The organism is Marinobacter sp. MIT932201 (assembly GCF_047123295.1).
Lineage (GTDB): Bacteria > Pseudomonadota > Gammaproteobacteria > Pseudomonadales > Oleiphilaceae > Marinobacter > Marinobacter salsuginis.
The window spans coordinates 3,172,292-3,193,445 of sequence record NZ_CP138917.1; the positions used below are offsets into that span (position 1 = coordinate 3,172,292).

Annotated in this window: 21 protein-coding genes; 13 read left to right on the forward strand and 8 right to left on the reverse strand. The window is 58.4% G+C overall.

Going from position 1 to position 21,154, the window contains the following annotated elements; all coding sequences use genetic code 11:
- Window positions 1–45 precede the first annotated feature (45 nt).
- The 6 genes from SIC15_RS14515 (at window position 46) to SIC15_RS14540 (ending at window position 5,741) form a co-directional block, all read left to right on the forward strand.
- A complete protein-coding gene (locus SIC15_RS14515) occupies window positions 46–1,107 on the forward strand; it encodes a PA0069 family radical SAM protein (RefSeq protein WP_412536268.1) in 1,062 nt (353 codons plus the stop codon).
- A gap of 66 nt (window positions 1,108–1,173) precedes the next feature.
- Window positions 1,174–2,862 (forward strand): L,D-transpeptidase family protein, encoded by a 1,689-nt coding sequence (locus SIC15_RS14520; protein WP_412536269.1) that lies wholly within the window; start codon window positions 1,174–1,176, stop codon window positions 2,860–2,862.
- Between the two features lie 32 nt (window positions 2,863–2,894).
- Complete coding sequence (locus SIC15_RS14525; protein ID WP_412536270.1) at window positions 2,895–3,347, forward strand: hypothetical protein; 453 nt, start codon at window positions 2,895–2,897, stop codon at window positions 3,345–3,347.
- Window positions 3,348–3,353: 6 nt separating this feature from the next.
- A complete protein-coding gene (locus SIC15_RS14530) occupies window positions 3,354–3,644 on the forward strand; it encodes a SelT/SelW/SelH family protein (RefSeq protein WP_136629409.1) in 291 nt (96 codons plus the stop codon).
- Between the two features lie 105 nt (window positions 3,645–3,749).
- Window positions 3,750–4,850: a tRNA-dihydrouridine synthase gene (locus tag SIC15_RS14535; protein WP_412536271.1), complete on the forward strand. Its 1,101-nt coding sequence runs from the start codon at window positions 3,750–3,752 to the stop codon at window positions 4,848–4,850.
- A 105-nt stretch (window positions 4,851–4,955) separates the two neighbouring features.
- Entirely contained in the window at window positions 4,956–5,741 is a 786-nt protein-coding gene (locus SIC15_RS14540) for a ZIP family metal transporter (RefSeq protein WP_069182912.1), read from the forward strand.
- On the opposite strand, the gene SIC15_RS14545 is transcribed toward SIC15_RS14540, so the two are convergent.
- The gene (locus tag SIC15_RS14545) at window positions 5,728–6,636 is read right to left on the reverse strand and encodes a LysR family transcriptional regulator (RefSeq protein WP_153633801.1); all 909 of its coding nucleotides are present in this window, start codon (window positions 6,634–6,636) and stop codon (window positions 5,728–5,730) included. The two genes, SIC15_RS14540 and SIC15_RS14545, sit on opposite strands and share 14 nt — an antisense overlap.
- 186 nt (window positions 6,637–6,822) lie before the next feature.
- Between SIC15_RS14545 and SIC15_RS14550 the strand changes: the two genes are divergently transcribed.
- The 3 genes from SIC15_RS14550 to SIC15_RS14560 all read left to right on the forward strand — a co-directional run bounded on the left by SIC15_RS14550 (window position 6,823) and on the right by SIC15_RS14560 (window position 10,744).
- The gene (locus SIC15_RS14550) at window positions 6,823–8,334 is read left to right on the forward strand and encodes a CoA-acylating methylmalonate-semialdehyde dehydrogenase (protein ID WP_412536272.1); all 1,512 of its coding nucleotides are present in this window, start codon (window positions 6,823–6,825) and stop codon (window positions 8,332–8,334) included.
- Between the two features lie 28 nt (window positions 8,335–8,362).
- Window positions 8,363–10,033, forward strand: a complete 1,671-nt coding sequence (locus SIC15_RS14555) for a GMC family oxidoreductase (RefSeq protein ID WP_412536273.1) — start codon at window positions 8,363–8,365, stop codon at window positions 10,031–10,033.
- A 90-nt stretch (window positions 10,034–10,123) separates the two neighbouring features.
- A complete protein-coding gene (locus SIC15_RS14560; RefSeq protein WP_069182908.1) occupies window positions 10,124–10,744 on the forward strand; it encodes a LysE family translocator in 621 nt (206 codons plus the stop codon).
- A 5-nt stretch (window positions 10,745–10,749) separates the two neighbouring features.
- Here the strand turns inward: SIC15_RS14560 and SIC15_RS14565 are convergent, their stop codons facing one another.
- Window positions 10,750–11,421, reverse strand: a complete 672-nt coding sequence (locus SIC15_RS14565; protein WP_412536274.1) for an NAD(P)H-binding protein — start codon at window positions 11,419–11,421, stop codon at window positions 10,750–10,752.
- A 131-nt stretch (window positions 11,422–11,552) separates the two neighbouring features.
- On the opposite strand from SIC15_RS14565, the gene SIC15_RS14570 reads away from it, so the two are divergent.
- The 3 genes from SIC15_RS14570 to SIC15_RS14580 all read left to right on the forward strand — a co-directional run bounded on the left by SIC15_RS14570 (window position 11,553) and on the right by SIC15_RS14580 (window position 13,624).
- Window positions 11,553–12,155 (forward strand): cysteine hydrolase family protein, encoded by a 603-nt coding sequence (locus tag SIC15_RS14570; protein WP_412536275.1) that lies wholly within the window; start codon window positions 11,553–11,555, stop codon window positions 12,153–12,155.
- A 95-nt stretch (window positions 12,156–12,250) separates the two neighbouring features.
- Window positions 12,251–13,042 carry a M48 family metallopeptidase gene (locus tag SIC15_RS14575; protein WP_412536276.1) on the forward strand — a complete coding sequence of 264 codons (792 nt, stop codon included), beginning with the start codon at window positions 12,251–12,253 and terminating at the stop codon, window positions 13,040–13,042.
- A 69-nt stretch (window positions 13,043–13,111) separates the two neighbouring features.
- Window positions 13,112–13,624 carry a DUF2244 domain-containing protein gene (locus SIC15_RS14580; protein WP_291906167.1) on the forward strand — a complete coding sequence of 171 codons (513 nt, stop codon included), beginning with the start codon at window positions 13,112–13,114 and terminating at the stop codon, window positions 13,622–13,624.
- Window positions 13,625–13,647: 23 nt separating this feature from the next.
- Here the strand turns inward: SIC15_RS14580 and SIC15_RS14585 are convergent, their stop codons facing one another.
- On the reverse strand, window positions 13,648–14,430 hold the full coding sequence (locus tag SIC15_RS14585; protein WP_209400662.1) for a substrate-binding periplasmic protein: 783 nt from the start codon (window positions 14,428–14,430) through the stop codon (window positions 13,648–13,650).
- Between the two features lie 222 nt (window positions 14,431–14,652).
- Complete coding sequence (locus SIC15_RS14590; protein ID WP_412536277.1) at window positions 14,653–15,564, reverse strand: diacylglycerol/lipid kinase family protein; 912 nt, start codon at window positions 15,562–15,564, stop codon at window positions 14,653–14,655.
- Window positions 15,565–15,643: 79 nt separating this feature from the next.
- Here SIC15_RS14590 and SIC15_RS14595 point away from each other — a divergent pair, with 79 nt between their 5' ends.
- Window positions 15,644–16,534, forward strand: coding sequence for a haloalkane dehalogenase (locus SIC15_RS14595; protein ID WP_412536278.1), 891 nt, complete (start codon window positions 15,644–15,646; stop codon window positions 16,532–16,534).
- Between the two features lie 26 nt (window positions 16,535–16,560).
- Here SIC15_RS14595 and rarD read toward each other — a convergent pair whose 3' ends face one another.
- From rarD to SIC15_RS14615, 4 genes are all read right to left on the reverse strand, one after another.
- Entirely contained in the window at window positions 16,561–17,451 is an 891-nt protein-coding gene (gene rarD, locus SIC15_RS14600; RefSeq protein ID WP_412536279.1) for an EamA family transporter RarD, read from the reverse strand.
- 26 nt (window positions 17,452–17,477) lie between these two features.
- Window positions 17,478–18,365 carry a DMT family transporter gene (locus tag SIC15_RS14605; protein ID WP_136631426.1) on the reverse strand — a complete coding sequence of 296 codons (888 nt, stop codon included), beginning with the start codon at window positions 18,363–18,365 and terminating at the stop codon, window positions 17,478–17,480.
- A gap of 102 nt (window positions 18,366–18,467) precedes the next feature.
- Complete coding sequence (locus SIC15_RS14610) at window positions 18,468–20,414, reverse strand: hypothetical protein (RefSeq protein WP_412536280.1); 1,947 nt, start codon at window positions 20,412–20,414, stop codon at window positions 18,468–18,470.
- 4 nt (window positions 20,415–20,418) lie between these two features.
- Window positions 20,419–21,129, reverse strand: coding sequence for a TVP38/TMEM64 family protein (locus tag SIC15_RS14615; protein ID WP_412536281.1), 711 nt, complete (start codon window positions 21,127–21,129; stop codon window positions 20,419–20,421).
- Window positions 21,130–21,154: the final 25 nt, after the last annotated feature.

Genomic DNA, 21,154 nt, shown 5'->3' on the forward strand with positions numbered 1-21,154 from the left:
TTAGCATACCCGATACTGTACATTTAAACAGTATCGGGTATGCCCATGAAAACTCGCGCCACCGCCCTGAATCCCCACAACCGTTTCCAGCCCATTGTTACTGACCGAGAGGTCGACCCCGACTGGTATAACGATCCCGAGGACGACCTCAATCCCGATACCCTGGCCACTGAAGTCATTCAGGAAACCGCAAGATCCATCATCAGCCGCAATACCTCTCCGGATGTGCCATCTGATCAGTCCATAAACCCCTATCGCGGCTGCGAGCACGCGTGTATTTACTGCTTTGCCCGCCCTACCCATGCGTACTGGGACATGTCACCAGGGCTGGATTTCGAGACCCGGCTGATCGCCAAGCCGAACGCTGCAGCGCAGCTGCGAGAAGAATTGGACAAGCCCGGCTACCGGGTTTCGCCGATTGCCCTGGGCGTCAATACCGATGCCTACCAGCCCCTTGAACGGGATCAGAAAATCACCCGCCAGGTGCTGGAAGTTCTTGCCGAGTACCGCCACCCGGTATCGATCATTACCAAGGGTGCTCTCATTCTGAGGGACCTTGATCTTCTCGCCAATATGGCCTCCGAGGGGCTCTGTTCTGTGCGTATCAGCCTCACCAGTCTCAGCAACGATCTGAAACGACGCATGGAGCCAAGGACAGCCGCTCCGGCCACTCGCCTGAAGATGATCAGGCAGCTCTCGGCGGCCGGCATTCCAACCGGGATTATCCTTGGGCCGGTGATCCCCTTCATCAACGATCAAGAAATCGAGTCCATTCTCGAAGCCGCTGCGGACGCGGGCGCTACCCGCGCCAGCTGGATTATGCTCCGATTGCCCCACGAACTGGACGAACTGTTCCAGGACTGGCTGCACCGGCATTTTCCGCAAAGGGCAGAGCATGTGATGAACCGGATGCGCGACCTGCGAGGCGGCAAGAGTTACGACGCCACCTTCGGCCGCAGGATGACCGGCACGGGCCCCTACTCGGATCTGATTCGCCAACGCTTCACCAAAAAGGCACGACGGCTTGGGCTCAACCTCCATGAAGAGGAACCGCTGCGGAAGGATCTTTTCCGGCGACCAGGTGGGGAACAAATGCCACTGTGGTAGCATCAAAGTATCGTCCCTCCGACCACCGCAATTTAATGCCTCTCAAGGATGAGGTGGAGAACATCCATGCATGGAATCAGACGTTGTTACCTCGCCCCGACCTTGTTTGCCCTGTTTGCCACCCTCTGGCAACCCAGCTGTCTTGCCGCAGACGAAGCCATTGTCTCCAGGATTGAAGCCATGGAGGCCGGTTTCCCGGTGCAGGTGCTCGGAAACAGGTTAATGGCCCATCAGGCACTGTCTGCCTTTTATGGCTCCAACGGATACCAGCGAGTATGGCAATCAGCCGAGCTTCGCCGGCAATTGATTGATTCGGTTGAACAAGCCAGCGATGACGGCCTGAACCCGGCTGACTATCACGCGGATATTCTTTCCGGGCTGACGCTCAGACCCATGAGCGATTTCTCTGAGGACCTGAGGGCCGATCTGGATCTGCTTTTCTCTGACGCCTTTCTGATGCTCAGCTCACATATGCTGGTCGGCAAGGTCAACCCAAAAACGGTCCACGCAGAGTGGACGGCCAATCGGCGCCAACGCCAGATGGAATCCGTGCTGCGGGATGCGTTGGAGCGCACGGACATTACCGGCACACTGGATTCGTTGCGGCCATCCGATCCCGCCTACCGAAAGTTGATGACTGCACGACAGGACCTGACCAGATTGCTGGGCCAGCCCTGGCTACCTCTGGCCTCTCGCCCGACCATTCGCCCCGGGGACAGGGATGAGCGGCTGAGTGAAATTCGCCGCAGACTCTCTCTGTTGGGAGAGCTTGCGCAGGGAACTGAAACCGGTACGGATCCTCTTGTCTACGATGCGGAACTTGAAGCCGCAATGATGGGTTTCCAGGCCCGACATGGTCTTGAATCCGATGGTCTTATCGGGCGCGACACCGTAACGGCCCTTAACCTGATGCCGGTGGAACGACTGCGCCAGATTGACGCCACGCTCGAACGTTGGCGCTGGCTGCCGGAAACCCTGGGCGACACTTATGTATTGGTCAATATTGCCGGATTTGAAATGAAGATGGTCGAAAACGGGGAAGAAGTGCTGCGCAAACGGGTGATCGTGGGCCAGCCCTTCCGTCAAACCCCGGTGTTCAGCGACCGCATCCGGTATCTGGTATTTAATCCCACCTGGACCGTACCGCGCACAGTGATGATTCAGGATCAGTTGCCACAAATCGTCCGCGATCCGGACTATCTCTCCCGACTCAATATCAGCGTTTACCGTGGCTGGGGCGCTGACCGGCAAAAGCTGGATCCGCTGGACGTTGACTGGTCATCACTGAACCGGAATAACTTCCCGTACCAATTGGTGCAGGAACCCGGCCCCCAGAATGCCCTGGGCCAGGTTAAGTTCATGTTTCCGAATCAGTACGATGTTTACCTGCACGATACGCCGGGTCGCGGGCTTTTTTCCCGGGCCGAGCGATCGTTCAGTTCAGGCTGTATCCGGGTGGAGCAACCGTTCGATCTCGCAGAGCGGCTTCTGGCATCGGCGCCCGGCTGGTCCAGGGAAAAGATTGACCGGGTGGTTTCCGGGGCAGAACCGGAGACGGTCGTGCTCCCGAAACCCGTGCCTGTGCATATCCAGTACTGGACGTCGTGGGTGGATAACGAGGGACAACTGCAGTTCCGCAATGATTTGTACAATCGCGACTCCCGCCTGATCGACCAGCTCCGGAAAACCGCCGAGGGGGATACGCGCTACACTACACCGGTATCCGTCTCGAATCCGGAACGGGCAAAGCTCTGAAACAGGATACACCCATCAGTTGAGGAGAAATCATGAAACAGATCCCGCTCGTGGCTTTCGTGATACTGATACTCCAGGGGTGCCAGTCGCTGCCCGCCGGCCAGGACGGGATTGAGGCCGACACTGTCTTCGTCAGCGCCAGTCATTGTCTCAACGAATACCTGGATGATCTCGAGAAGGTGCATTACGGCCCCTGTCTCAAGATCATTGCTATCAATGGCGAAGAGCCGGATGTAAGAGAGGATGGCTTTGTTGAGCTACCGGTAGCCACAGCGCTGACCATCGGCGTGAGCTGTGTATATCGCCACGCCGACGGCTCGCCAATTCCGGCAACCATGGAAAATTCGGACTTCTCCGTGAGCAAAACCACATTTGCAGAACCCGGCCAGCGTTGGTATCTCCACGCCCACAAACAGGCCCGAGGCGTCGTCGGCTGTGCCCCTACCCTGTCCCGTTCGGTCTATCCAACCCATGACACGGATTGATTCCTGATGACCAACAAAATCGATATCCATTACTGCACCGGTTGCCGCTGGCTTTTGCGCTCGGCCTGGATGGCACAGGAGCTGCTGACAACCTTCGAAAGTGAAATCAGTGAGCTCAGCCTGCATCCCGGCACTGGCGGGGTTTTCGAGGTATGGGTCAATGACAAACGCATCTGGTCTCGCAAGGAGGACGGTGGCTTCCCGGAAATTACCAGACTCAAACAGCTGGTTCGGGATCAGATTGCGCCGGACCGCTCGCTTGGGCATTCGGACAATAAATCCGCTTCCTCAGAATAATCGTTCAAAAATATTGACAGGCTGCGTCGATATTCTTCGCTTTAAGAGTCCGAGGCGCGGCCCGATAGTAGGTGCCCATCAATTCACTTATATGTGAGGGTATCTATGAGCGACGTGATGCAATCCATAAAGTTCAACACCATTGAGGTACCTAACCGATTCGCCCTGGCACCGATGACGCGGACCAGCGCAGAGCCAGACGGCACTCCGAATGCCCTGATGGCCGATCACTACGAAGGCTATGCAAAAGGCGGCTTCGGACTGGTGATCACTGAAGGCACCTACACCGACGACAAGGCAAGTCAGGGCTATGCCAACCAACCCGGCATCATAAACCAGGAACAGATCGATGGCTGGAAAGCCATTGTCGATAGGGTTCACGCCGCAGGCAGCAAAATGCTTGTTCAGCTTATGCACGCCGGCGCGCAGTTCCAGGCAAACCGTTTCACGGAACAGCCCCAGGGCCCCAGTGAAGTCACACCCAAAGGCGCACCGCTTGGGTTTTACGGTGACCAGACTGAATGGCAAACCCCTGCGGCCATGACCAAGGCCGACATTCAGGCGGCTGTTGATGGTTTCGCACAATCCGCCGCCAATGCGAAGGCCGCCGGGTTTGACGGTATTGAGATTCACGGTGCCAATGGCTACCTGTTGAATCAGTTCCTGAGCACGTATTTCAATCGCCGCGAGGATGAGTACGGCGGAGCACTGGAAAACCGGCTTCGCCTGGTGGTGGAAGTCGTCCGCGCAGTAAGAGAGGCTGTTGGCGAGAAATTTACCGTCGGCATTCGACTGTCCCAGGGCACCGTAACCGACCCCGACTACCAGTTGCCCGAAGGTGCAGCAGGGTTCCGCCAAATTGTGGAGGCCGTGCGTGATGCCGGTGCCGACTTCGTTCACACCACCGACGGTGACGTGAACCGGAAGCACTTTGTGGAAGGAGATGAAAGTCTGGCTAGCGTGGCGGCCAGCGTTGAAGGCATCAACCTGATCCTCAATGGCAGCATTGATGAAACCAATTGCCAGGACGTTGCCAACCAGTTCCCCCACACCCTGCTTGCGGTCGGCAAGAAAGCGCTCGCAAACCCCGACTTCGTGCAGCGACTCAAAGACGGCAAAGAGATAGCAGACATCGATTTCGCGATGCTGCAACCGAAGGCCACGATTACCAACGAACTGGCCTGGCGCAAGCAAAACGCCGCCTGATCGTCTCTCCCTCCCTATCGATGTTGCAGGAGGAACCCAGCTGGGTTTCTCCTGCGTAGCTACTTCGAACTGCTATGCTGACATCACAAGCGAAAGGGAGACTGAATGACCTCTGACATCAGTATTGTCTGGCTGGGAACCATGGCCAGTCTGTTGGCAGGCCTCGCCAGCGGCGTCGGCGCTCTGGGCGTGTTCCTTGTTCGCACCCTGACCCATAAACTGCAGGACGGAATGCTCGCGTCGGCCGCGGGTGTCATGCTCGCAGCTTCATTTTTTTCATTGTTGTTGCCGGGACTGGAGTATGGGGAGCAGATTACCGGCGAAACCTGGACTTCCGCCCTGATCGTCATTTTCGGTCTGCTATCTGGAGCTGCCGCGCTCTATTTCGTTCACCAGAGACTGCCACACCAGCACTTTGAGCTGGGCCGGGAAGGACCGGACGCCTCCTATATTCGCGGCATCTGGCTTTTCATTGTCGCCATCACCCTTCACAACTTTCCCGAGGGCATGGCCGTGGGTGTCGGTTTTGCTGGCGGCGACGTCAATAACGGGTACGTGCTGGCCACCGGCATCGGGCTTCAAAACATCCCGGAAGGGCTGGCAGTGGCATTTTCCCTGCTTGCCATCGATTATTCCCGCACCAAGGCATTCGCCATCGCCCTCATGACCGGCCTTGCCGAACCCCTGGGTGGCCTGTTCGGTGCTACCCTCGTGTGGCTGGCCGAGCCCCTGATGCCCTGGACCCTGGGCTTCGCAGCGGGCGCCATGCTGTTCATCATCAGCAATGAGATCATCCCGGAAACTCACCATCGCCAGTGGAAGATCATGTCCACCTTCTGCCTGATGGTCGGTTTCGCGGTGATGATGTTCCTGGATGCTACGCTGGGCTAACAGCCCAGACGCCCGCAAGGGCTTCCAGCGCCTCGGCTATCAGCGGCTCGTCCTGCCGGTCCCGGTGCCATATAAAACTGAGTGCGCAAGGCAACTGTACCCCATCGACAATTTCCAGACCGGTTTCCTGGCGCTCAGCCATGGCCAGCGCATCCCTGGCGAGGCTGAGGCCCACTCCGGCCCGAACCAGGTCCAGCATGCAGGCCTCCTGATCGACCTGAGCCACGCCACGGGGCATTAAGCCCATGGGATCCAGAGTGCCTTTGAGTAGCCGGTGATGAACGGAGTCCTCGGGCGTCACAATCCAGGGCATGGTGGCCAGATCAGACCATTGCACAGACCGAATTCTCGGCCCCCAGCCCGCGGGGGCAACAACATAATAGTTGAACCGGGTCAGCTCACGATGAGTCACATCGGGTGCCAGTGACCCCGGCCCAACACCCGGCGGAGCCAGAAAAAAGCCGACGTCGAGCCGGCCATCCCGTACCTGCTCCAATACGCTGCCGCTCATGCCCTGCCTTAGTTCGGTCTCCAGTTGAGGCGCCCGTTCGACCAACCGGCGCAGAAACGCACCGAGACGGATGAATTCTGGATCCACAATGGTACCGATGCGCAATCGCCCTCGCAGCGTGCTGTGCATCGCCCGGGCGCTCTGCTCAAAGGCGGCCACGGCTGCCAGCGCTTTCTCTGCCGGCGGGAGCAGAGCCTGGCCATCCGGTGTCAGGACCAGCCCCTGGGGTTTGCGTAGAAACAGTTTCAGCCCTAACTCATCCTGCAATTGCTTAAGCTTCAGGCTAACGGCGGGCTGGGTCAGGTGAAGGCGAATTGCTGCACGGGAAACGCTACCCTCCCGCGCCACGGTAACGAATGCCCGAAGGCTCTGAAGGGGATGCATAGAAGACCTCGCTTACAGGACACGATATAAGATTAACTTATATTGTGCTTTTAAAAATCTCAATTGCTTTACCCAATAGCCACCCCTAACCTATATGGTCAGATATTAATCAACGCTCATTTTAGCCCGCAGAATCAAACATTCTGTCCCATTTTAGAGGCTGAGCACGAACAGACAGAGGCATCCATGACCGAAGCAACCATCCAGCATTATATTAATGGCCAAATATCTCCCGGCACATCCAGCCACTCCCAGGAGGTATTCAACCCGGCTACCGGCCAGGCAACCGGACGGGTGGCCCTGGCCAACCGCGAGGATGTGAACGCTGCTGTCGCTGCCGCCGATGCCGCCTTCCCCGCCTGGGCCGACACCCCGCCCATTCGCCGGGCACGGGTCATGTTCAAGTTTCTGGAGCTGTTGAACACGCACAAGGATGATCTGGCCCGTGCCATCACCGCGGAACACGGCAAGGTGTTCACAGACGCCCAGGGCGAAGTGGCCCGGGGCATCGACATTGTCGAGTTTGCCTGTGGTATTCCCCAGCTTCTGAAAGGCGATTACACCGAGCAGGTCAGCACCGGAATCGACAACTGGACCACCCGCCAGCCCCTGGGCGTGGTCGCCGGCATAACCCCCTTCAACTTCCCGGCCATGGTGCCCATGTGGATGTTTCCGGTAGCGATCGCCGCAGGGAACACCTTCGTTTTGAAGCCCAGCCCGCTGGACCCAAGCGCGTCCCTGATGATTGCCGATCTGCTGAAACAGGCTGGCCTGCCCGATGGCGTATTCAATGTGGTCCAGGGTGACAAAGAGGCGGTGAACGCCCTCATTGAACATCCCGATGTTCAGGCCCTGAGTTTTGTCGGCTCTACACCCATTGCCAACCTGCTCTACGAGAAAGGCGCAAAACACGGCAAGCGCATTCAGGCCCTTGGCGGCGCCAAGAACCACATGGTCGTCATGCCGGATGCCGATCTGGACAAAGCCGTTGACGCGCTGATCGGCGCCGCCTACGGCAGTGCCGGCGAACGCTGCATGGCCATCAGTGTGGCCGTGCTTGTTGGCGATGTTGCCGACAAGATCATGCCCCGGCTTGCCGAAAGAGCCCGCGCCCTGAAAGTAAAAAACGGCGAACAGCTTGATGCCGAGATGGGCCCGATTGTGACTGCCGCCGCACACCAGCGTATTACCGGCTACATTGACAAAGGTGTGGCCGAAGGCGCTGAACTGGTGGTTGATGGCCGTGAGTTCGATGCATCGAACACTGGCGAGGGCTGTGCCGATGGCTTCTGGATGGGCGGTTCACTGTTTGATCATGTCACGCCCGAGATGACGATTTACAAAGAAGAAATCTTTGGCCCGGTTCTGGCCTGTGTCCGGGTGCCGGATATCGCCACCGCCATCCGCCTGATCAATGATCATGAATTTGGTAACGGCGTAAGCTGCTTTACCGAGAGCGGCAGCGTGGCTCGGGAATTTGGCCGCAGGATCCAGGTCGGCATGGTCGGAATCAACGTACCCATCCCGGTACCCATGGCATGGCATGGCTTTGGTGGCTGGAAGCGCTCCATGTTCGGCGATACCCACGCCTACGGCGAAGAGGGCGTAAAGTTCTACACGCGCCAGAAATCCATCATGCAGCGCTGGTCTGATTCCATTGATGCCGGCGCCGAATTTGTGATGCCAACAGCCAAATAACGACTGACGGAGCTGCGGAGAGAGCGCCATGCCCGACAACAATAACGCGACGGGACAGCAGGAATTCGACTATATCGTGGTAGGCGCCGGCTCAGCCGGCTGCCTGCTCGCCAATCGCCTGAGCGCGAACCCGGAGAACCGGGTATTGCTCATTGAGGCAGGTGGGCGGGATAACTACCACTGGATTCACATCCCGGTCGGCTACCTGTACTGCATCGACAACCCACGCACGGATTGGCGCTTCCGCACCGAGCCGGACCCCGGCCTGAATGGCCGTTCCCTGATTTACCCACGGGGCAAGACGCTCGGGGGGTGTTCCAGCATAAACGGGATGCTTTACATTCGCGGTCAGGCACGGGATTACAACCACTGGGCCGAGATGACCGGCGAGGACGCCTGGAACTGGGACAACTGCCTTCCCGATTTCATGCGCCACGAGGACCATTATCGTCTTGATGATGGCGGCGATGCTGACCCGGAGCACCACAAGTATCACGGCCACGGCGGCGAATGGCGTGTGGAGCACCAGCGCCTGAAGTGGAAAGTGCTGGAGGACTTCGCAACCGCCTGCGTTGAGGCTGGCATACCGCGTACGCGGGATTTCAACCGCGGCGACAACGAGGGCGTGGACTACTTTGAAGTAAACCAGCGCTCCGGCTGGCGCTGGAACACATCCAAAGCATTCCTCAGGGACGCCGAAAAGCGACCCAACCTGACCCTGTGGCACTCTACCCAGGTGCTGGGCCTGGAAACAGAGAACTCCGGCTCAGGGCCCCGCTGTGTCGGCGTCCGGGTCGAGCGCTCTGGCGGCGATGACGTCATCGCCCGGGCAAAACGAGAAGTCATCCTGTCCGCGGGCGCCATTGGTTCACCTCAGCTGCTCCAGCTTTCCGGCATTGGCCCTGCCGACCTTCTGAACGAGCACGGAATTGATGTGGTTGCCGACCTTCCTGGCGTTGGGGAGAACCTCCAGGATCACTTGCAGATCCGGTCCGTGTACAAGGTAAAAGGCGCCACAACCCTGAACACTATGGCCAACTCCCTGATCGGAAAGGCCCGTATCGGCCTGGAGTATCTTCTCACCCGTTCCGGCCCCATGAGCATGGCGCCGTCACAGCTGTGCCTGTTCACCCGCAGCTCCGAGGAGTACAAACACGCCAACATCGAATACCACGTTCAGCCCCTGAGCCTGGACGCATTCGGCCAACCACTTCACAATTTCCCGGCCATCACCGCCAGCGTTTGCAACCTGAACCCCACCAGCCGGGGCACCGTGCGCATCCGCAGTAACGATCCAAAGCAGGCGCCGGCCATTTCGCCGAATTACCTGAGTACGCCGGAAGACCGCAAAGTGGCTGCCGACTCTCTGAGGGTGACGCGCCGTATTGCCGAACAACCGGCTTTCCAGCAGTACCAGCCCGAGGAATTCAAACCAGGCCTTGAGTACCAGACCGACGACGAACTGGCCAAGCTGGCGGGCGACATCGGCACTACGATCTTTCATCCGGTGGGAACAACCCGCATGGGGCGGGCCGATGATGACCAGGCAGTAGTTGACCCGCACCTTCGGGTCCGGGGCGTGGCCGGACTGCGCGTGGTGGATGCCGGGGTCATGCCCACCATCACCAGCGGCAACACCAACTCCCCAACCCTGATGATTGCGGAAAAGGCCGCCCGCTGGATTCTGGCCGGTGAGTGAGTATTGAACTGGTTGCAGTTTCCAGGTTTTTGATGGTGATCAGGCTGCTAGACTTGGCAGCCTGTTTCATTTGCAAAGGACTGACTCATCATGACGCTTGCCACCTGGTTGGCCGTTGTCACCATCTGCGTTCTGGGCGCCATGTCGCCGGGCCCGTCATTGGCCCTGGTCCTCAAACAGACGCTTACCGGCGGTCGACGCAACGGCGTCATTACCGCCCTTTCCCACGGCATCGGTGTCGGCATCTATGCCTTCCTGAGCATTCTCGGGCTGGCCGCCATCATCACCGCCTCGCCAACGGCGTTTTCAATCCTGCAGTGGGGCGGCGCCCTGTATCTCGCCTGGCTGGGAATGAAAGGGCTGATGGCAAAACGGCAGCCGGATGACGAACTGCCCGAGCCGCCTACCACCAAGAGTGCCGCCCGCGACGGCTTTCTGATTGCCTTCTTCAACCCGAAAATCGCCGTCTTCTTTCTGGCGCTTTTCAGCCAGGTCGTGGGCACCGACACCAGCCTGATGGCCAAGTTCGGCTACGCCGCAACCGCCCTTGTCATTGATACCAGCTGGTACCTGATTGTTGCCTGGCTTTTCTCCAACCCGAAATGGCTTACCCTGCTCAGGCAGAAGGCCGTGTGGTTCGAGCGTATCTTTGGCGCCATTCTGCTTGGCCTGGCCGGCCGCCTGGTCCTCGGTATTCTGAACGGCAAATAACCGGCTCAACCCGCCAACTGGACAATCTCATCGTACTCGCGAGTCTGAACCACCTGCTCGGCAGCCGGTTGTGAGGCCAGGCTGCAGGCCTCATTGACCATGGCATCGGCTACCGTCTGCGCCTCGATACCGCGGTATTTGTCCAGGGGACCAATCAGCAGTCGGTTGACCAAAGGCATCGCTTTTATGCCCAGGGCCTCGGCGGTGCGCTGTTCTTTTCGGTCGCCCAACAACAGGCTCGGGTGATAAATGGACAGATAGGGATAGTCGAGATCTCTCAGCGCGTCCTCCAGCTCGCCCTTTACCCGGTTATAGAAAATGGTCGACGAGGATGAGGCACCAATGGCGGACATCAGGATAAACGCCCGCACACCCTGGGAGCGACCGAGTTCTCCCGCTTTCAGAGGGTACCCCAGATCCACCTTCCGGAACTGCTCCTGTGAGCCCGCTTTTTTGATGGTGGTACCCAGGCAGCAGATAATCACATCCACATCGAACAGCTCGGCGTGATTCTCCAGTTTGTCGAAATCCACCTCATGCTGGGCCAGCTTGTCATGCAGAGTGGGCAGTTTGTGCCGCACCAGCGCCACCACCTGCGAAACTTCATCCCTGACCAGCAAACCCGGCAGCACCTTGCCACCGGTCAAACCTGTGGCACCCAGCAACATTACCTTCATATCAACCCATCCCCAACGTTATCTGCGACCATCCTACCAAAGACCCATCGAAACGGGTTTATCGTCGTATGTAACACCTGGTCAACCCATGTTGCACTGATTCCTTAGCGACCAACAACAGGAGAACAACCATGACAACAGCCTCCACTACCCTCAGAGACCTTAAAGGCCTTGGCCACACGCCCTCAGGCCTTTCCGAATCCGCCCTGATCATGATCGACTGCCAGAACACCTATCGGGAAGGCATTATGAAACTTGAAGGGGTCGAGAACGCTCTGGAAGAAGGGAAAAAGTTGCTGGAAAGAGCCCGGGCGCTGGGCATCCCGATCTTTCACATCCGGCACGATGCCGGCCCCGGCTCTCCCTATGACATCAATGATCACATCGGGGCCATAGCCGATGTTGTCGCGCCCATCGAGGGCGAGCCGGTGATAACCAAGAACTTCCCGAACTCGTTCGTGCAGACGGATCTTGATGAGCAGCTCAAAGCCAAAGGCGTGAAGAACATCATCCTTGCGGGCTTCATGACCCACATGTGCGTCAACTCGACCGCTCACGGCGGCTTCAATCTGGGATACACGCCGACCGTCGTCGCCAGCGCCACCGCCACCCGTCCTTTGCAGGCTGCCAACGGCAAGGTACTGTCCGCCCAGGAGGTGCACGATGGCGCCCTGGCGTCCACGCGGGATCTTTACGCGGCGGTGGTCGACAGTGTCTCCGATGTGCCCGATTAAAGACGCTGTATTGGCCTACCGGTTAGTGCGAAGAGACGAAAATAACGCTACTGTTGCTGACAGTACAATCTCCAGCAACAGTATCGGAGCGCTGCTTGAAATCGCTTTTGCTTATCCTCGTAACTGTCACATTCCTGACCGGCTGCCAGGAATCTCCCACCGGTCGGAACCGGCTGGCCCTGGTTCCCGACGCCGTTCTGGCGGACATGGGCCAGGACAGCTTCGAGCAGATGAAGCAGCAGAACCCGGTAATCACAAGACCAGATGTCAACCGCCTTGTACAATGCATTACAGAGGCCCTGGTCAGTGCGGCCCAGACAGAATATCCCGGGGCACCGATGCCCCAATCCTGGGAGGTGGCCGTCTTTGAGGACCACACACCTAACGCCTTCGCCCTGCCCGGAGGCAAGATCGGCGTGCATTCAGGGCTACTGCAGCTCGCGGAAAACCAGGCACAGCTGGCGACAGTCATTGGGCATGAAATTGCTCACGTTCTTGCTGACCATGGCAATGAACGTTTAACCCAGCAGCTGGGCCTGCAGGCAGGCATGCTGCTGATCGGCCTGTTCACCGAGAGCGAAATTGCAGAGGACCAGATTCAGCAGGCCCTCGGCATCGGTGCCCAACTGGGCATCACCCTGCCGTTCAGCCGTGCCCATGAGGAGGAGGCGGATCTGATGGGTCTGGAAATCATGGCCCGAGCCGGCTTCGAACCGGACCAGAGTGTTCGCCTCTGGCAGAATATGGCGCGGGCTTCAGGCGCACAACCGCTGGAATTTCTTTCCACCCACCCGAATCACGATACCCGCATTGCCTCGCTGCAGAATCAATTGGCGGCTGCCCGCTCGGTTTTCGAGACCGTTCCGCCGGCCAACTGCCAGATCTGATCAGGTCGCGCTCACCGTATAATTGACTATCATCAAGTCAAGCGGCGCGTTAATACTGAGGCAGATTCCATGGTGGAACGCTTGCCACATCCGGACGGCTTCCGGCTAATTCTCACCCCCAACCGCTCCCTGAGCTGGCATGGCAATGTCAGAATCTGGGCCGCCCTGTTCGTGCTTTCAGCCCTCATAGCCACGGGATTCACGCTCATAGGCGCCTGGGTAATCATCCCGTTTGCCGGGCTGGAACTTGTCGCGCTTGCCTGCGGCATCTACCTCACATCCCGGGCATGCCAGCGGCAGGAGGTTCTCTCCATTAGCCGTGACGACATTCATCTGGAGAAGGGCAGAAAACGCAAGCAGGCAGAATGGACGCTCCCCACCCGCTATGCACGGCTTCGGATCCAATCACCGCCGCATCCGTTCACGCCGGCCAAACTGTCACTCACCCATCGGGATACAGAAGTATCAATTGGCGGCTTCCTGAACATTGAAGACACCGAGAAGCTCATTGGCCTGCTCGAACAGAACGGCCTGATGATCGAACACAAAGAGCCCGATCCGCAGATCGGGCTCTGGTTCTGATATTTCCGCGCAACGCTGGATGTTTACTCGTAGCTGGACGCAATGCGGGCGATCTCTCCGGCTTCACGGGCCTGATCCAGAGCCCGTTGAAGATCTTCGATCACCGCCGGATCGGTATTGTTGCTGAATGCCAGATACATGGGCGTTTCCCGGAACACCAGCACGGGCTTCAGCCCGGTGATCCCGTGCTCCTCTTCCGCCACCAGGGGACCAACCAGACCATCGGTTACCCAGAGATCCGCCTGGCCCAGGGTGAGACGACGGGTATTCACGTCCCCGGAAATACCCATGATTACGTTGAAACCCTGATCGACCAGGTACTCGGACATCACATCGCCCTTGTAGCCTGCGATTCTCAGGTCTTTGGCATCTTCCAGCGAATCCAGTGTGATGTCGGAATCCGGTGCAGCAAAGAGTGTCCACTTGATGGATGCCAGAGGCCCCACCCATTGAAACTGGTCTTCCCGCTCGTCGGTTCGTGCGGTGCAGAAAAGTCCATGATTTTCCCTGTCCTGAACCCAGTTATAGGCGTAGCTCCAGTCCCGCATTTTCATGACATAGTCGTAGTCGACCCGGGAAAGCATGGCTTTCACCATATCCGTGCAGATGCCGGTAATGTCCTCTTCGTTGTGGGCAAAACCTTTTCCGGTTTCAGAGGCGTTATAGGGAGGGTAGTTTTCGGTAAAGATATACAGACGCTCGGCTGCAAGAAGCGGTTGACCGATGGCAGACAGCGTTAGCGCGATGATGCCGGTTTTTATGCCTTTGATTACCTTCGAGGAGAGCGATGCAGTTTCTGTGGGCATTCTCTAGTCCTTTTCGACGATTCAGCTGGAACGGAAGTCAGGCGGCCGCAACGGGAGGCCAGAAATAAGAAATATGGTTGCAAAAGCGACACTCTGGCATTTAATGTCAGCCATTGTGGTTGATTATGCCAGCAAAGCCCATGATTGCGTTTCCTGCGGGAAAAGTCAGTGACAAAACGTATCTGAAAGCCCGCCATTTTTTAGCAACCCTTCAGCAACCCTTCATCCGGTGCCGGGCATACCTAATCGGTCTTCGGTGTTGGCGGCGGTGCTGACGACCTTCGACCCGATCACACGCAGGCTGCCCTGCTTACACACTACGTTGAGAGGGGTGCGGGAGACCACATCACCATCGGCCGTCACCGTTTTTGGTTTGCCGGTATGCACCAGACAGCGCTGGCTTTTGATATGGACCAGGGTGCTGGTCCGTTGCGGAGCCTGCCTGTTCAGGCGGACCATCAGAAACGTGAACAGAAGCTGAAGAATTGGTCGTGGCCGGATGGCGATGATATCCAGCTGACCATCGCTGGCCGACGCCTCGGGAATCTCGTTGCCGCCCCCGAAAAAAGCGCCACTGGCCACTGCAATGGAAAGCCACCGTCCCTTGACCACACCCCGATCGCATCGGATGGTTGCCCGGAAACCTCTTTTTGCGTTCAACCGACGCAGCAATTCCACACCGTAGCTGAAACGCCCGAGGATTTTTTTCTCAGCACCACGGGACTCCCTCGCAGGCAAGGTCCCCATGCCGATATGGGCTACATTCAGGAAGATGCCATCGCCATAGTCTGCAACGTCGACCGTTTGCGTGATGCCGCTGGCAATCAGCTCGCACAGGGCTTGCTGCTGGTCAGGAAGGCCGAGATTCCGCGCAAAGTCGTTAGCGGTTCCAGAGGGCAGAATGGCCAGCGTGGCACCTGTCGCCCGGCAAACAGCAGCCGCACGGTTCACTGAGCCATCACCCCCTGCAACGATAACGGTATCCCGGTAACCCAGATTCTCGGTCCAGTCAGCCTCTTCAAAGTCATGGCAGTGAAGATCCCGGATACCCGCGGATGCCAGGTGCTCCAGCCAGAAGTCCCGGCCTCGCTCACCATCACCCGCTCTGGAATTGCAAATCAGCCAATAAGCCATGGCGCTTGTCTCTGCTCCCCTGCTCCAGCAAAATCCTTGCAACCATTCCCTCACAATAATGAACAACAAGGCAAGCGCGATGGATTTTGTCAGAACCCCGGAGAAACGCTTTGAAAGACTGCTGGACTATCCCTTTGAGCCCCACTACCTGGAGGTGGGCGGTCTGCGAATGCACTACCTGGATGAAGGTTCCTCAGAGGTAAGCCCGATTCTGATGATGCATGGGGAACCTTCCTGGTCCTACCTCTACCGTCACATGATTCCGATCTGCGCGGCGGCCGGACACCGGGTTATCGCACCGGATCTAATCGGTTTCGGCAAATCCGACAAACCCACGGCGATCAACGACTATTCCTACCAGCAACACATGGACTGGATGCAGTCGTTTTTGGATCAACTGGACCTGAACAACATCACTCTGGTCTGCCAGGATTGGGGATCTCTGTTAGGGCTGCGGCTGGCCGCAGAGAATCCCGACCGGTTCCGGGCCATCGTGGTCGGCAACGGCATGCTGCCTACCGGCGACCAGAAAGCGCCGCCAGCGTTCAAAATATGGAAAAACTTCGCCTTGCACAGCCCGTGGTTCCCCATCGCACGGATCATAAACACCGGATCCTTCCGCAAGCTGGGCCCCGATGAAATGCGTGCCTATGATGCGCCCTTTCCGGACAAGAAATACAAAGCCGGCGCCCGGGCCTTTCCCCGACTGGTACCGATGCACCCCAACGACCCCGCCAGCGAGGCCAACCGCAACGCCTGGAAGGTGCTTGAGCGCTGGGAAAAGCCCTTCCTGACCACCTTCAGCAACGGCGATCCGATAACCCGGGGCGGCGATGCGTATATGCAGAAGCGGATCCCGGGCGCAAAGGACCAACCCCACGTGACCCTCAAAGGCGGCCATTTTCTCCAGGAGGATTCACCCGTGGCCTTCGCCCGGGCGATCAATGGTCTGCTCGCTACTCTGTCCTGATAAATACAGTCCTGAAGGTGACGATTTCAGTCCTGGCCAACCGGCACCCGCGGCCGGTAATGCCAGGACGACCAGCTGTACAGGCCCAGTGCGATCCAGATCACTACGAAACTGATCAACTGAACGTCACTCAGTGGCTCGCCGAAAACCAGCAGGGCAATGAAGAACTGCAGGGTCGGGTTGATGTACATCAGAAAGCCGACGGTCGCCAGCCGCAGACGTCGGGCAGCACCGGCAAACAGCAGCAACGGGATGGCAGTCACAATACCGCTGGCCATCAACAGCGCGCCTATATAAGCGCTATCTCCGAAGTTGGACATGCCCTCCCTGGCAAGCCAGCCAAAGGTCAGCAGGCCAACGGGCAGCAGCAACATGGTTTCGACAAACAATCCGGATAATCCATCCAGCATCACCTGCTTTCGAACCAGGCCATAGGTGCCAAAACTGATCGCCAGAGCCAGAGAAATCCAGGGCAGCTCACCGAGGATCACCAACTGGATCAGAATTCCGACGCCGGCAAGCACAACGGCCGCCATCTGCCATGGCCCCATACGCTCACGAAGCACCAGCATACCGAGCGCCACATTCACCAGCGGCGTCAGGAAATAACCCAGACTGGCCTGGAGAACATGGCGGGTTTCTACGGAATAAATGTAGATACCCCAGTTGGCGGCAATGAGCACGGCACAGGCCAGCACTCGCCAGAGCTGGGTGGGATTCGCCAATGCCGCTTTAACCGCCGGCCAGCGACGCAGGCCACTGATAACCACGGCCAGAAAAACGCAGGACCAGATGATCCGGTGAATCAGAATCTCGAAGGCAGGCACGCCCTCGAACAGGGCAAAAAACAGAGGAAAGCAGCCCCAGATGGTGTAGGCGCCCAGTCCATACCAGACGCCTTTGGTCACTTCCGTCATGTGTCAATCACCCCTGGGAACATTGGCTAAGCCGGTTTTTTCTGGGTGACTACCAATGCCACGCCAACGATGGCGATCAGGCCGCCCGTCATGGCGAGCCCGCCCAGACGCTCATCGAACAGCAGATAGGCCTCAAGCGCGGTAACCGGTGGCACCAGATAGAAAAGGCTGGCGACCTGGGAAGCTGCGCCCTGGCGGATCAGCCACATCAACAGAAGAACGGCACCGGTGGACAAACCGATGACAAGCCAGGCCATGGAAAGCTGCAGTTGCAGGCTCCACTCGACTTCCCGGGTTTCGAGGGCAAAGGCTCCAATGGCAAACAGGACGGCCGCTGCCGCAAACTGGATCAGGGTGCCCGCCACCAGATCCGCATTGGTGCCATACCGCTTCTGATAGACGGTCCCCATGGATATACCGGCAAGTGCAAAAACTGCCCAAAGCAGACTCCAGGGGGAATACAACGAGTCTGAACCGTTGACGCCAAATTTTTCCAACAGCACAAGGGCAACGCCGACCAGCCCCAGGGTCAGGCCGACCCACTGCCGGACACTCACGGACTCCTTGAGAATCACAACGGCAGCCGCCGCCGTCACCAGCGGTTGCAAACCAACGATCAACGATACAATCCCGGACGCCATACCATCCTGGATCGCGTAATAGACCCCGCCGAGGTAGCAGCCATGCACCAGCATCCCGGTGACCGCAAGATGCCCGGCTCCCCGCCAGCCCGGCCAACGGGTTTTCATAACCCACGCCAGCGCCCCGAGTACCACCAGCGTCAGCAACATGCGGATCAGCAGAAGCGTAAACGGCTCCGCAAACGGCAGGCCGTACTTGGCGCCGATAAAACCGGTACTCCACAACCAGACAAACAGTGCAGGCACGAAAAACGAGAAGAACAGTGAGCGCATGAACCTCAACCGGATTCGATGTATTTATAAGCCTTCTACTTTATAAGTTAGCAGGCAAACAAAACAGATACAGAAATCCGGTTTCGCGACCAGTACAGTTTGTCAGTCTTCCGCGTCCGGCAGTCTTACCTTGATGTCAGGTTCCGAGTCATGCCAGCGGCCCTCCCAGGACACATCGGGCGAGGCACCGGGCCTCGGCGTAATGGTGATGGATACGGTTCCGAAACTGGTTGGTGCGGGACCAAACCGGATTGGCTTTTCCTGAGCCAGCCAGCGCGGAGGAATACCGGCCCCGAGAATGAGGCGATCACCTTCCTCCCGGACAAAGCAGTTACGCACCATCAACACCCACTCTGCGGACGCCCAGACATGATGGCCATCGCCCATGCAGCCACCGCCGGTCGCAGGATGGATCGCTTCCGGCCACTGCCCCGTTGGTGAGGCCAGCCCGGCCACCGCATCCACCAACTCCAGGAACCGCGGATCACCTGCGCGCAGTAGCACCTGCGCCACATGCAGGGTCAGGTAGGCGTTCAGGCCCGAATGAATCATGTCCTGGTAGAAGGCGCCTTTCACGAAGCATTTTTCGAGCAGAAACTCGACGCAGTCGAGCAATCTGGGATCATCCGGTTCACACAATTGCGTGGGATATCCCATCGCCAGAGAGCCGATGGCGCCGGCATCCAGACGGCGATAGGGCGAAGCTGGCATTCCCGGTCGCTTCAGTCGCTGCTCGCAGGTTGCCAGGCTGCGGTCAACGGTCTGGCTGAACTCACGGGCACCGGCACCGAAATGCTCACTGGTTTCCCGGTCAACCGGGGCAAGCATTGCTTCCGCCGCCTTGAGGCCGGCAATGCCCCAGAAATCGTCCCAGTAGTAATAATCATTGGGCCCCAGGTGCTCGGCACTGAATCCAGCGGGCAGCAGACCGGCATGGGGCTCATCAATAGTGTCGCTGAGACGTTTGTTCTCGATCCAGCGGGCGCCCTTGCGCACGGGCTCCTGCCATTCATGGTGCAGCGGCCGACCGGTCAGTTCATGGAACCGTCTGAGAATCCAGAGCACCTCACCGTTGGCGTCCCACTCCCCTTCCTGAGAGCGGAAATAGCCGCTTTTGAGTTGTCGTGCCGGAAACTGGTAAAGCGCTCGCTCGGCCCGGTCGGTCAGACCTGCGCATAGCAAGGCATGGATGATGAAGGCGGCATCGCGAAACCAGAACCGTTTGTAGGTGTAGGGCCCGGGGTAAACATCTTCGGGAGAATGAAGCACCAGTGAGTGAATAGCCGCCTGATAGAGAAACTGCCAGTTCTCGTCCGGACACTCCAGCCGGGCATACTCCCCAATGGCGCTGTCCCAGCCATCCGAACCGATGGTCGGCGCCGACTCATCCTTCAGCGGAATCCTTACCGTGAGTTCCGACTCTTCCCCTGCCTGAAGCGCGAACAGAGCCGCCGCTGTCACCATTCCGACAGCGCATTCGCCCCGGCTCTGGTCTTCCTTATCCTGCAGGTGAATGCGAACATCGCCCTGGCGATAGTCTGACACGTGATGGCTTTCCGCGGGTCGACTGAAAAACACCGCCTGCCTGCCATCCACGCTCCATGCATCACGTTGCTCTGACAGGCCAACCCGATTGATGAAACTGATCCCCTCGGGGTTGGCCGGACGCAGCGAAAGCACCAGTGACCCGGATGTCTCTGACCGCGCCTTCAGGACCATCTCACACACCGGCCGGCCCTTTTCCACCACCACCCGGGAACGACTGGTCAGGCTCAGACCGTTCAATTCGGATTCGGTCACGACACAGGGGCCATCCTCGAATTCCTGGCGCTGCCGGGCCGCCTTGCTACGTGAAGGTAAAAGACATCGGCCGTCGTCCGCCAGGACCCAGGCATCCAGTGACCAGCCGTCGTGGAACGGCGTCAGCAACCCACGGGGATCCACAACCGGCAATTCATCCACATCCGGCTGGCCAATCGCCGTCCAGTTGCGGTTACTGAGGTTGATATGAGTGATCGAAAATGCGCGGGGAATGAAGGACTGATCCATAGGGTCAAACTGGCGCTCTACCCAGTAGGGCCAGGGCCCGGCGCGCGAGACGATTGAGAAACACCACGGCCAATACCGTGCCTACGAAACCGGCACCGTAAATAGCCCACTCCAGGGGCGTACGACCGGTTTCCCGCACCCCCAGCGTAGAAAGGTCGGCGGCCAGCGAACCCAGGTACACGTTGTGCAAGGAAAAGGGAATCACGCCCAGAAAGGTGCCGGCAACAAACCCGCCGAAGGAGAAGTTGGTAAGACCGAACAGAAAATTGGACAGCTTGCCCGGAAAGAAGGGAATCAGACGGGTGAGCAGCACTATTTTCCACCCATGGGGCGCCATTTCATTGCTCACCACAGACAACCGGGCGCGACTGTGGATATAGACCCGGGCATGCTCGCCCAGAAAATGCCGGGCAAACAGGAAGGCGATGGCCGAGCCCAGGGTGGTACCCACCACCACATACGCTGTGCCTTCCAGCACACCGAACACGAAACCTGCACCGGTGGTCAGCAGCACTCCCGGCAATAGCAGCACCATGGCAAGTACCATGATGCCAATAAACAGGAAAGCCGCCCACGCGCCCTGGGTATCGAACCAGCGCAACAGGTCAACCACCTGCTGATGAACCCCGAACGCATAGAGCAGACCGACTATCAGTCCGACACCGGCTATGCTGCCGCCCATCCACAGGAAGGGCGATTTCTTCCAGCTCCTCATGCCCACACCCTACCCTGTGAAGACG

Coding starts and splice junctions, on each gene's coding strand:
- SIC15_RS14530 (WP_136629409.1), top strand. CDS start 3,354: ATGACCAACAAAATCGATATCCATTACTGCACCGGTTGCCGCTGGCTT.
- SIC15_RS14515 (WP_412536268.1), top strand. CDS start 46: ATGAAAACTCGCGCCACCGCCCTGAATCCCCACAACCGTTTCCAGCCC.
- SIC15_RS14610 (WP_412536280.1), bottom strand. CDS start 20,414: ATGGATCAGTCCTTCATTCCCCGCGCATTTTCGATCACTCATATCAAC.
- SIC15_RS14555 (WP_412536273.1), top strand. CDS start 8,363: ATGCCCGACAACAATAACGCGACGGGACAGCAGGAATTCGACTATATC.
- SIC15_RS14550 (WP_412536272.1), top strand. CDS start 6,823: ATGACCGAAGCAACCATCCAGCATTATATTAATGGCCAAATATCTCCC.
- rarD (WP_412536279.1), bottom strand. CDS start 17,451: ATGACGGAAGTGACCAAAGGCGTCTGGTATGGACTGGGCGCCTACACC.
- SIC15_RS14595 (WP_412536278.1), top strand. CDS start 15,644: ATGGATTTTGTCAGAACCCCGGAGAAACGCTTTGAAAGACTGCTGGAC.
- SIC15_RS14520 (WP_412536269.1), top strand. CDS start 1,174: ATGCATGGAATCAGACGTTGTTACCTCGCCCCGACCTTGTTTGCCCTG.
- SIC15_RS14605 (WP_136631426.1), bottom strand. CDS start 18,365: ATGCGCTCACTGTTCTTCTCGTTTTTCGTGCCTGCACTGTTTGTCTGG.
- SIC15_RS14585 (WP_209400662.1), bottom strand. CDS start 14,430: ATGCCCACAGAAACTGCATCGCTCTCCTCGAAGGTAATCAAAGGCATA.
- SIC15_RS14545 (WP_153633801.1), bottom strand. CDS start 6,636: ATGCATCCCCTTCAGAGCCTTCGGGCATTCGTTACCGTGGCGCGGGAG.
- SIC15_RS14590 (WP_412536277.1), bottom strand. CDS start 15,564: ATGGCTTATTGGCTGATTTGCAATTCCAGAGCGGGTGATGGTGAGCGA.
- SIC15_RS14560 (WP_069182908.1), top strand. CDS start 10,124: ATGACGCTTGCCACCTGGTTGGCCGTTGTCACCATCTGCGTTCTGGGC.
- SIC15_RS14535 (WP_412536271.1), top strand. CDS start 3,750: ATGAGCGACGTGATGCAATCCATAAAGTTCAACACCATTGAGGTACCT.
- SIC15_RS14540 (WP_069182912.1), top strand. CDS start 4,956: ATGACCTCTGACATCAGTATTGTCTGGCTGGGAACCATGGCCAGTCTG.
- SIC15_RS14565 (WP_412536274.1), bottom strand. CDS start 11,421: ATGAAGGTAATGTTGCTGGGTGCCACAGGTTTGACCGGTGGCAAGGTG.
- SIC15_RS14525 (WP_412536270.1), top strand. CDS start 2,895: ATGAAACAGATCCCGCTCGTGGCTTTCGTGATACTGATACTCCAGGGG.
- SIC15_RS14615 (WP_412536281.1), bottom strand. CDS start 21,129: ATGAGGAGCTGGAAGAAATCGCCCTTCCTGTGGATGGGCGGCAGCATA.
- SIC15_RS14570 (WP_412536275.1), top strand. CDS start 11,553: ATGACAACAGCCTCCACTACCCTCAGAGACCTTAAAGGCCTTGGCCAC.
- SIC15_RS14580 (WP_291906167.1), top strand. CDS start 13,112: ATGGTGGAACGCTTGCCACATCCGGACGGCTTCCGGCTAATTCTCACC.